The organism is Massilia sp. CMS3.1, from assembly GCF_051262535.1.
Lineage (GTDB): Bacteria > Pseudomonadota > Gammaproteobacteria > Burkholderiales > Burkholderiaceae_D > Telluria.
Genome location: NZ_JBIMES010000090.1, coordinates 1 through 417, shown reverse-complemented (window position 1 = coordinate 417; position 417 = coordinate 1). Strand labels below are relative to the sequence as shown.

Sequence of the window (417 nt, the reverse complement as noted above, 5' to 3'; positions counted from 1 at the left end):
GAACGTAGACCATGTAGACGGTCACAAGAGGCTCACTGCTCACCTCTGATATGTGAACCTGCAAAACGAGGTCGCTTCTGCCTTCCTCTTCCGTCCAGAGATCAACCAGAGCGTCCCAGTGATCGCCCATCCAAATACACACCGATGTAGCCCACGACTCCTGTGGAAGTGATACTAGCGTTGCGCCGCACCCTTGAATGTACTTCCGAATCTGCGTCGCGGTTTTCTCGGAGACCGGAGCGACTCCGGCAACCCCATCCGCAAGACGGTAGTCATGACAAACGAAGGCATCAACGATCTTCTTTAGAGTCGGTCGCCATGCTGAAGGTATCGGCCCTTCATTTTCCGAATCTTTGATTACCGGAACTTCTGTGTGCTCATTGAATGGTCGCATCCATACGTCCTTGAAACGAAAGT

General features: G+C 52.3%; 1 protein-coding gene. It reads right to left on the bottom strand.

Translation table 11 applies throughout. From position 1 onward, the window contains the following. Window positions 1-394, bottom strand: a 394-nt coding sequence (locus ACHAC9_RS24550) for a DUF7668 domain-containing protein (protein ID WP_435764436.1), incomplete at its 3' end; no start/stop codon positions are given. Between the last annotated feature and the right edge of the window lie 23 nt (window positions 395-417).